The sequence below is a fragment of the Sulfurimonas sp. genome, from assembly GCF_032250635.1.
Taxonomy (GTDB): domain Bacteria; phylum Campylobacterota; class Campylobacteria; order Campylobacterales; family Sulfurimonadaceae; genus Sulfurimonas.
In genome coordinates this window covers 1-9,217 of sequence record NZ_JAVVFL010000080.1, presented here as the reverse complement: position 1 = coordinate 9,217, position 9,217 = coordinate 1, and the positions used below count along the sequence as shown (strand labels likewise).

Annotated in this window: 7 protein-coding genes; all 7 read left to right on the top strand. The window is 40.8% G+C overall.

Annotation, left to right across the window (positions count from 1 at the left end; all coding sequences use genetic code 11):
- Nucleotides 1–111: 111 nt before the first annotated feature.
- Complete coding sequence (locus RQ763_RS06200) at nt 112–777, top strand: FlgD immunoglobulin-like domain containing protein (RefSeq protein WP_314151800.1); 666 nt, start codon at nt 112–114, stop codon at nt 775–777.
- A gap of 19 nt (nt 778–796) precedes the next feature.
- Nucleotides 797–2,050 carry a flagellar hook-basal body complex protein gene (locus tag RQ763_RS06195; protein WP_314151799.1) on the top strand — a complete coding sequence of 418 codons (1,254 nt, stop codon included), beginning with the start codon at nt 797–799 and terminating at the stop codon, nt 2,048–2,050.
- Nucleotides 2,051–2,105: 55 nt separating this feature from the next.
- Nucleotides 2,106–4,268, top strand: a complete 2,163-nt coding sequence (gene flgE, locus RQ763_RS06190) for a flagellar hook protein FlgE (RefSeq protein WP_314151798.1) — start codon at nt 2,106–2,108, stop codon at nt 4,266–4,268.
- 50 nt (nt 4,269–4,318) lie between these two features.
- Nucleotides 4,319–5,482 carry a formate-dependent phosphoribosylglycinamide formyltransferase gene (gene purT / locus RQ763_RS06185; RefSeq protein WP_314151797.1) on the top strand — a complete coding sequence of 388 codons (1,164 nt, stop codon included), beginning with the start codon at nt 4,319–4,321 and terminating at the stop codon, nt 5,480–5,482.
- On the top strand, nt 5,483–6,412 hold the full coding sequence (locus RQ763_RS06180; protein WP_314151796.1) for a D-2-hydroxyacid dehydrogenase: 930 nt from the start codon (nt 5,483–5,485) through the stop codon (nt 6,410–6,412). It begins immediately after the preceding gene.
- A gap of 76 nt (nt 6,413–6,488) precedes the next feature.
- A complete protein-coding gene (locus tag RQ763_RS06175) occupies nt 6,489–6,818 on the top strand; it encodes a YqaA family protein (RefSeq protein WP_294927326.1) in 330 nt (109 codons plus the stop codon).
- A 28-nt stretch (nt 6,819–6,846) separates the two neighbouring features.
- Nucleotides 6,847–9,217 (top strand): ABC transporter substrate-binding protein (locus RQ763_RS06170; RefSeq protein ID WP_314151795.1); only part of this gene is annotated, 2,371 nt, incomplete at its 3' end.

Below are 9,217 nucleotides of genomic sequence, written 5' to 3'. Positions count from 1 at the left end.
CAAGCTTCAGTGCCACAGCGGCTAGCGAAGCAAAAGGGACGGGTTCCTTTTGCGGACAAATCAAGGGAAAAGGTTCCCTTCATTTTATGAAATAAAATTAAGGATTAAATTATGGCAATCACATCAACAGGCTTAAATGCCGCGACAAATGCGGAGTATGCTGCTCCGGCAGTAACTGAGGACAAATCGGTTTTAAGTAAAGACGATTTTATGACGCTTCTTTTAGTTGAGCTTCAAAATCAAGATCCGACAGAGCCGATGGACAGCGAAAAGATTTTATCGCAAACTTCACAGCTTGCAACGTTAGAAGCTACTGAAAATACAAACAAAGCACTATCAGACTTGGCAGTATCACTTGGTACTTCACAGCAGTTTAGTACAGTATCTGCTATTGGAAAAACAGCCGATACCGGAAGCAATGCAATTGTTCTTGATGAGGGAACTGAAACTACTTTTGAAGTTTATTTTCCCGATGCCATAGAGCAAGGAAATGTTGAGATACTTGATGTAAATGGAAATATATTAAAGACATTGGATGTCGGCACAAACCCTAAGGGTGTTTACCAATTTACATGGGACGGTACCGACACAAACGGCAATACCGTAGACAGTGGAATATATTACGCAACTGCTTCATATACAAATCCAAACGGTGATGCTTTAACAACCAGAGTGGGAGCGTATCCTATAGAGTCGGTTAAATTTGAGGGTAATGATACATACTTTAAAATAGGCTCCAGCTATGTATCTCTCTCAGATGTAGTAGAGATCTACTAAAAAGAGGTACACACAAATGATGAGCCAAGCTTTTTATACGGGAATAAACGGAATTAAGGCGCATCAGTATGGTATTGATGTAATTTCGGACAATTTAGCAAACATAAGTACGGTCGGATTTCGTGGGTACACAACTGAATTCTCCTCACTTTTTGAAGAGGCACTTGTAACAGCCTCAGATTTTTCAAGTACGAGCAGCGGTGTTGGAATCGGCACAAAGTTAAATACGGTCGCCATGAATGAGAGTAAAGGTGTTTTTCAACTCAGCGATAGAAGTACGGATTTGGCAATTGTAGGCGATGGCTGGTTTGGTATTCAGGGAGAAGGGAAACCTCTATATACGCGTGATGGAGCCTTTTTATTTGATAAAAACCGAGATTTGGTTACAAATGACGGACAGTATGTCTTGGGAACTATGGGGAGCAATATAAACAACGGGGTACTGACACAACAGCTGGCAGAGGTGGAGCTTGGGGCAGTAGATGCGCAACAAAAACTCCAATTTCCAGAAGATCTGCTTTTTCCTGTTCAGCCTACGACAGAGGCGAAATTTTATGGAAATTTGACCTCAGGGGATGAGATAAGGGTTATAAGCTCAGGAATAATTGATGCACAAAATAACAGAAACAATTTAAGACTTGAGTTTACAAAGAGTGTCCCGCAAGTCCTACCCGGCTCACAGTGGGATATAGTTGGCACGGTTGAGAACCTGGAAGGCACTGAGACCTACTCTACAAGCAGCGGTGTTGCAAGTTTTGATGATGCCGGAGCGCTTATCTCCAACACCCTTACATCCATAAATAACAACGGAACAGATGTAGCTATAAATCTTGGAACGGGATATGAGGGTGTTACATCTTTGGGTGATACTTTTAGTAGCTCAAGTTCTGCAAACGGTCTTGAAGCGGGCGACCTTTTGGGTTATGATATAAACAAAAACGGAGAGGTAATAGCTACTTTTTCAAACGGTATGCAGAGTGCAGTCGGGATGGTTGCCGTATACCATTTTCAAAATGACAGAGGACTTGAGCGTGTAAGCGGTTCAAGATTTGCAGAGTCTCAAAATAGCGGCAGAGCAATATTTTTTCAAGATGAAAACGGTAAAAATATTACAGGAACGGATATGACAAACTTTAAGCTTGAGGGCTCAAATGTTGAGATGGCAACCGGTCTTACGGAGATTATTATTATGCAGAGATCATACGACGCAAACTCAAAGTCCATAACTACAGCAGACGAGATGCTTCAAAAAGCCTTGAGCATGGATGCTTAACAAAGTTGGAACACAAAATGCTGTTTAACTATACTAATAAACAAAAGGATTTAAAATGTTAAAATCACTTTTTGCCGGTGTATCCGGACTACAGTCTCATCAAGTAGCGATGGACGTAGAGTCAAATAATATTGCAAACGTAAATACAATAGGTTTTAAATATTCACGTGCTAACTTTTCGGACCTTCTTGCTCAGACAAAAGCAATAGCTACGGCGCCACAAGGCTCACTGGGCGGTAAAAACCCGGTGCAAGTTGGTCTTGGTGCGAGTGCGAGCTCTGTAACTAAGATTTTTGCACAGGGCTCTGTTCAGAACTCTGACAAAAATACAGACGTTGCTATCCAAGGGGACGGCTTTTTTATAGTCTCTCCCGATGGCGGAAACACTTACAAATATACGCGCTCAGGCGACTTTAAGTTTGATGCTGGCGGTAACTTTGTTGACAACAACGGTTTTATTGTTCAGGGATGGCTTAGAGATCAGACTACAGGACTTGTAGATGCAACCGCACCGATAACAAATATCAATATACCGCCGGGACTCACAACTCCAGCGTCTCCGACACAAAAGGTCATAATCAAAGCAAACCTAAACTCTGGTCCACGTGTCGATAACTATTCGGCTGCATACGAGGTAAAGAGTTATCCTGCAGGAACGGCGCTTCCTTCGCCTGCCGCAATAGATGAAAACGGAAACCCGATAGAGTCCGGTGACATGGGTGTTATGTTCAATGAGTCAGGTGAGGCTTTTAATCTTCAGGCCAAGCAGGGTATCTGGGCATCATTTATAGATACAACTACGACCGCTACAGGAGTAGTTACTGCCAATGCTGAGTTAGATATTACATTTGAGTTGGATAACGGTACGACAAAGCAGATAACAACAAGTAATGCTCCGGGTGGAGAGACTCAGGCTCAAACTGCTTCAAGATTTGTATCAGCCATCAATGCTCAAACATCAGTAACAGGCATTGAAGCTGTTTATGATCCAGGAACCGGAGAAATTACACTTACAAACGGCAACTCGAACTCAAATTCTTCGCATAATATTAGAATAAGTGCGGTCGGTGCACTTGATGGAAGTGGTTTTGCGCTTGCTGACTCAGCTACCACTGCGTACAGATACCAATATGATCCTACAGGGGCTACGACAACCGAAGGGTTTGATAAGAAATTTAGAACAATTGCTGATCTTCGTGAAGCTTTAGAAAATCAGGCAAGAGCGACTGCTGTTGACACAGATATTGACGGTATCTATGAAAATAATATAGAAGTAACTGTTAATGAGCAGGGTAAATTTGAACTCTCAAATCCCGGCGGTTCACTGGACAGTGATTATGATATAAATCTCTCTATCACTGGAATGAATGCCAACAGTATTACGGGTGGCGGAATAACCGAGAACAGCAGCTTTACTAGAAGTATGGAGGCACTTAACGCAACTTTACCTTCAGGCAGTACTGCTACAGCATTTTCACAGGGCTTTAATGCGGCAACACACTCTGCAAGTATTGATGTTTTTGACTCTCTGGGCTCAAAACATACTTTAAGAACAGAGTTTAGAAAAGTTGCCGTCGATTCTTCTACGGGAAGTACTTGGAATATGAAAATAAGTGTCCCGGAACCTGCTACCATAGATACGATAACGCCATACAACGAAAAAACTGGTTTTGTTAGATTTAATAGTGATGGTTCACTATCGACTTACAATCCGCCAAACGTCTCTTTTACGGCGAATAACGGCTCGGCTCCAAATCAGCAAGTCTCTATTGGACTTGGTACATCAAACAGTTTTGACGGTATGACAAGCTTTGACTCTATTTCATCAACTTCTGGAATAAGTCAGGATGGTTTTACCGGCGGAGATTTGGTAGGTATCAGAATCGATCAGAGCGGTACACTAGTCGGTTCGTTTAGTAACGGTCGTTCTTTTGGTTTGGCGCAGATAGGTATGGCAAAGTTTACTAACAACGAAGGTCTCTCAACTGAGGGCGGAAATGTATTTATTCAAACAGCAAACTCAGGTGATCCGATTATCGGAACAGCTGCAACTGCAGGGCGTGGATTTATGCAAGCGGCAGCTCTTGAAGCTTCAAATGTTGACTTGTCTCGCTCTTTGACACAGCTCATCATTATTCAAAGAGGGTATCAGGCAAACGGTAAAACAATTACCACTTCAGATACGCTTCTTGAGACTCTTATCGGGCTAAAACGATAATTTTTAACTCAGCTCTGCTATAATTCCTTCATATCAATGAAGGAATTATTATGCGTTTCTCTGCTCCTCTAAAATCAAACTCAAAAAAAATTATGCTTCTAGGTTCTGGTGAACTCGGCAAGGAAGTCGCTATTGAAGCGCAAAGGCTCGGTCTTGAAGTCATAGCGGTAGATAGATACCAAAATGCGCCCGCACACCATGTGGCACACAGAAGCTATGTCGTAAATATGCAGGATAAAGATGCAGTTTTAGAGATTATCCACCGTGAAAAACCGGACTATATTCTGCCTGAGATTGAGGCGATAAGTATTGACGCTCTCTTTGCAGCCGAAGATAAAGGGTATAACGTTATTCCTAACGCGAGTGCTGTTAGTAAGACCATGAACAGAAAAAATATCCGCACATTTGCGGCAGAAGTTCTAGGTTTAAAGACAGGTCCTTATGAGTTTGTTACTACAAAAGAGGGTTTAAAAGACTCAGCTGAACGCATGGGCTTTCCATGTGTTATTAAGCCTGTTATGAGTTCGTCCGGACATGGGCAGAGCGTTGCTAAAGGTGCGGAAGATATTGATGCTTCATGGGAGATTGCAAAAGAGGCGCGTGGCGATGCAAGCGAGCTTATTGTTGAAGCTTTTGTAGATTTCGACTATGAGATAACGATGCTCACCGCTAGAAATGGCAAAGAGACTGTTTTTTGCGAGCCGATAGGTCATGAGCAAAAGGGCGGTGACTATGTCTTCTCATGGCAGCCGATGCAGATGAGCCCGCTTGCAAAAGAGCGCTCTCAGGAGATGGCAAAAAAGATAACCGACGGTCTTGGCGGTCGCGGTCTTTTTGGAGTTGAACTCTTCATTAAGGGCGATGAGGTCTACTTCTCCGAAGTATCGCCTCGTCCGCATGATACGGGGATGGTTACGCTAATCACTCAGTCTCAAAGCGAGTTTGCACTTCACTTACGCGCTGTTCTTGGACTTCCGCTTGGGTTTACCTTTTACGGTGAGGGTGCGAGTGCCGCGTTTAAATCAGAAGTCCACAGTAATGCTCCTGTTTTAAGTGTCGATGAGAGTCTCTTTAGTGACAACAGTTTTGTGAGGATTTTTTCCAAACCTGAGGCACATAAAGGCAGAAGATTGGCGGTAGCACTTGTTTTTGACAAAGCAGACAAGGCGTTAGAGAGAGCAAGAGAGTTGATTCAAAACATTAAGGACAGCTAAATGAAGATTGTTATCCTTGATGCGCTTACATTCGGCGATACTTCTCTTAATGGGTTTTTTAAGTTAGGGGACGTTGATGTCTTTCAAACAACTTTGCCGCAGCATACAGAGGAGCGAATAGCTCATGCAGATGTTATAGTTACAAACAAAGTGGTTATAACTGAGGCTCACATGACTAACGCACCTGCTCTAAAACTTATCTGCGTGGCTGCTACAGGTATGAATAACGTAGATATGGAGGCTACAAAAAAGAGGGGCATTGAGGTAAAAAATGTCTCAGGATACTCAACAGATTCAGTCATTCAACACACATTCTCCATGCTCTTTTACCTCGTAGGACACTCTAGATATTATGATGAGTATGTAAAAGATGGCTCTTATGCGAAAAGCCCTATTTTTACAGATGTCTCTCATCCTTTTTTTGAGATTAAGGGTAAAAAATGGGGCATCATTGGTTTGGGTGAGATCGGTAAAGGTGTTGCAAGAGTCGCTAAAACATTCGGAGCGGATGTCTGCTACTTCTCAACAAGCGGCAAAAACTCCAATCAAGACTATCCACATGTAGAACTTGATGAGCTTTTAAAAACATGCCATATTATCTCTATCCATGCACCACTAAATGAGAAAACTACAAATCTTTTGGGGTATGAACAGCTGTTAACATGTAGGGATGGGGCAGTAGTTTTAAACCTTGGGCGCGGCGGCATCATCAATGAAGCGGCGGTTGCAAGAGTGATTGATAAGAAAAATATCTCCTTTGGTTTGGATGTCCTCAGTCGCGAGCCGATGGAGCAAAACCACCCTCTTTTGCATGTCAAAAACCAAGACAATCTCTACATAACCCCGCATATTGCATGGACGAGTGTTGAAGCAAGAGAGAAACTTATAGCGGGCGTTATAGAAAATATCACATACTTTACAAGCAGATAACATAACAGAGCTAGCACTTTTTCTCTCAGCTTTTTTAGCAGCCACTATCTTCCCCTTCAGCTCCGAGGTTGCGTTTGTGGCAGCTCTCTCAAACGGCATGCCCGAGTTAAATGCACTTTTTTTTGCCTCAAGCGGCAATATTCTTGCCATCATAACAAACTATTTTTTAGGCTATCTGCTTTACGAAAAAACAAAAACGAAACTCTTAGCATCCAAAACAGGAGCAAAAGCTTACAACTACACTCACGCTAACGGCTACTATGCACTTCTGCTCTCATGGCTTCCAATCATCGGTGATCCACTAACAGTTGTCGCGGGCTTGGTTAGGCTCAGGTTTGTTTGGTTTGTTTTAATCGCTGGAAGCTTGAGGATTGCAAGATATTACTTTTTGACTCTTGTGGTATAATTTACCATATTTAAACAGCCGGAATTTTATGAAATATATATTTGTTTTTTTACTTCTTTTTACCTCCATATATGCTTCACAAAACTCTTTGCAAAAAGTATCTCTGCAGCTTCAGTGGCTTGACCAGTTTCAGTTTGCCGGATATTATATGGCAAAAGAGAAGGGTTTTTACAAGGATGCGGGTTTTGATGTAGAGATAAAAAAATTCAGTTATGAAACAGACCTGATTGGTGATGTACTAAGCGGCAAAACAACATACGGCATTGGTCGCTCAAGCCTAGTTTGGCACTACTCGGAGGGCAAAGAGATCTCTCTGCTTAGTGCAGCATTCCAATCCTCACCGCTTACTCTGATAGCGCTCGAATCTTCAAAAATAAAGAGTATAAAAGATTTTGCTTCTAAAAATGCCATGACAACAGAAAACGCTGTTGAGATTGCATCCGTGTATGCCATGATAAATGCTGCTAAGGTAGATAAAAACAGCATCACATTTAAGAAGCACACTTTTGACCTTGAAGAGTTGATTGACGGAAGAGTTGATCTTTATACAGGGTATGTTTCAAATGAACCTTTTATCTTAAAAAAAAGAGGGATACCATACAGGCTATTTTCCCCAAAAGACAGAGGCTTTGACTTTTATAGCGATATACTTTTTACCTCGCAAGAGAATGTACGCAAAAATCCTGTAAAAGTAGAGAGTTTTAAAAAAGCATCCATAAAAGGATGGGAATACGCTTTTAAAAATATAGATGAAGCAGTAGATATTATTTACAAAAAGTACAACCCTACCAACAAGACAAAAGATGCTCTTATATTTGAAGCGAATGAGCTAAAAAAACTGGCTTATACAGAGAGTGTGCCTTTGGGAAGCATAAAAAAAAGTAAAATTGAGAGGATAGTGGACATCTATAGAGTTACAGGTTTAGTGGAATCCGATGTTGACATTGATAAACTTATATTTAATGCTAAAGATGGATTTTTAACCAAAGAGGAGCATGATTATCTTAGAAATAAACAAGAGGTCAAAGTCTGTGCTATTACATCTATGCTCCCTTTTAGTGATACTCGGCATAAGGATTTTATAGGTGTTTCAGCCGATATTTTAAATCTTACAAAAGAGAATATCAATGTCAGATATAAGTATGTAAAAAGCAGCAGCTACAAAGAGGCTTTGCAAAAAATCTCAAACAATGAGTGCGATATTCTGCCTATGGCGGTATCAAATAAAGAAGAGAAAGATTTAAAGTACACGACCTCTTATCATTATGAACCGCTTATAGTTGTGACAAGAAAATCGCAAAATTATATAGTAGATATAGATAGCATTATAGATAAAGAGTTTGTTGTTGTGAGAGGCAATCCCTTTATAGAGGATTTGAAAAAGAGAAACCCGTGGATAAAACTAAATTATGTCCATTCATTAAAAGAGGGTTTTAGAGCAGTCGAGAGAGGACAATATTACGGATATATAGATACTCTTATAAACTCGGCATACGCTTTTAAAAACAGCTCTAATGTATATCTGAAAATATCTGGGCAGTTTGATGATAAGGTAGGGATATGTTTTGGGGTAAGGAGTGACGATACTACGCTCTTTTCCATTTATGAAAAACTATCAAAAAGCCTCAAGCATCCAGATGTGAATAGCTTTTTTAATAATTGGGTCTCTGTCAATTATGTAAACGGTGTAGAGTTTAAGTACCTAAAAGAGAGTCTTCTTTTGGCGTTTTTTGTACTGTTCGTATTTTTTTATAGACAATATATTTTAAAAAAGAAAAATGGCGAGCTTCAAAGCATGGTTACCCAAGCGGTGGCAGAGATGCAGAAAAAAGATACATATATGCTTCACAAATCACGTTTAGCGCAAATCGGAGAAACCGTAAGCATGATAGCGCATCAGTGGAAACAGCCTCTTAGCACCATATCTGCCCTCAATATATCTATGATTATGGCAATAGAACTTGAAGAGCATGATCTCTGTGATGAGAAACAGAGAAAAGAGTTTTTGGATTTTTTAGATAAAAAGCTTAAAAAAATCGAGTTTTATACAAACAACATGGGTCAGATTATCTCTGATTTTAGTGACTTCTATAGACCCAACAAGCAACAAGAGGAGTGTACTTTAAATGATCCGGTATTTCAGGCTTACTGGCTGCTCGAGGGTAGTTTGGCATCTGAAAATATAGATCTCTCTTTGGAGCTTGGCTCCACGAGCAGAGTCAAGCTCTTTAAAAATGAGTTTGTGCAGGTTTTGGTAAATATCATAAATAATGCAAGAGAGCAGTTTAGTGCAAAAGGGGTTGAGAATGCTCAGATTTGTATAAAAAGTTATGACAGAGATGATGTCGCGGTTATGGAGATAAGCGATAATGCGCTAGGAATAGACGGGGATATAATAG

Excerpts from the sequence above, each read along its gene's own strand:
- RQ763_RS06200 (WP_314151800.1), top strand. The coding sequence starts at position 112 with ATGGCAATCACATCAACAGGCTTAAATGCCGCGACAAATGCGGAGTAT.
- RQ763_RS06195 (WP_314151799.1), top strand. The coding sequence starts at position 797 with ATGAGCCAAGCTTTTTATACGGGAATAAACGGAATTAAGGCGCATCAG.
- flgE (WP_314151798.1), top strand. The coding sequence starts at position 2,106 with ATGTTAAAATCACTTTTTGCCGGTGTATCCGGACTACAGTCTCATCAA.
- purT (WP_314151797.1), top strand. The coding sequence starts at position 4,319 with ATGCGTTTCTCTGCTCCTCTAAAATCAAACTCAAAAAAAATTATGCTT.
- RQ763_RS06180 (WP_314151796.1), top strand. The coding sequence starts at position 5,483 with ATGAAGATTGTTATCCTTGATGCGCTTACATTCGGCGATACTTCTCTT.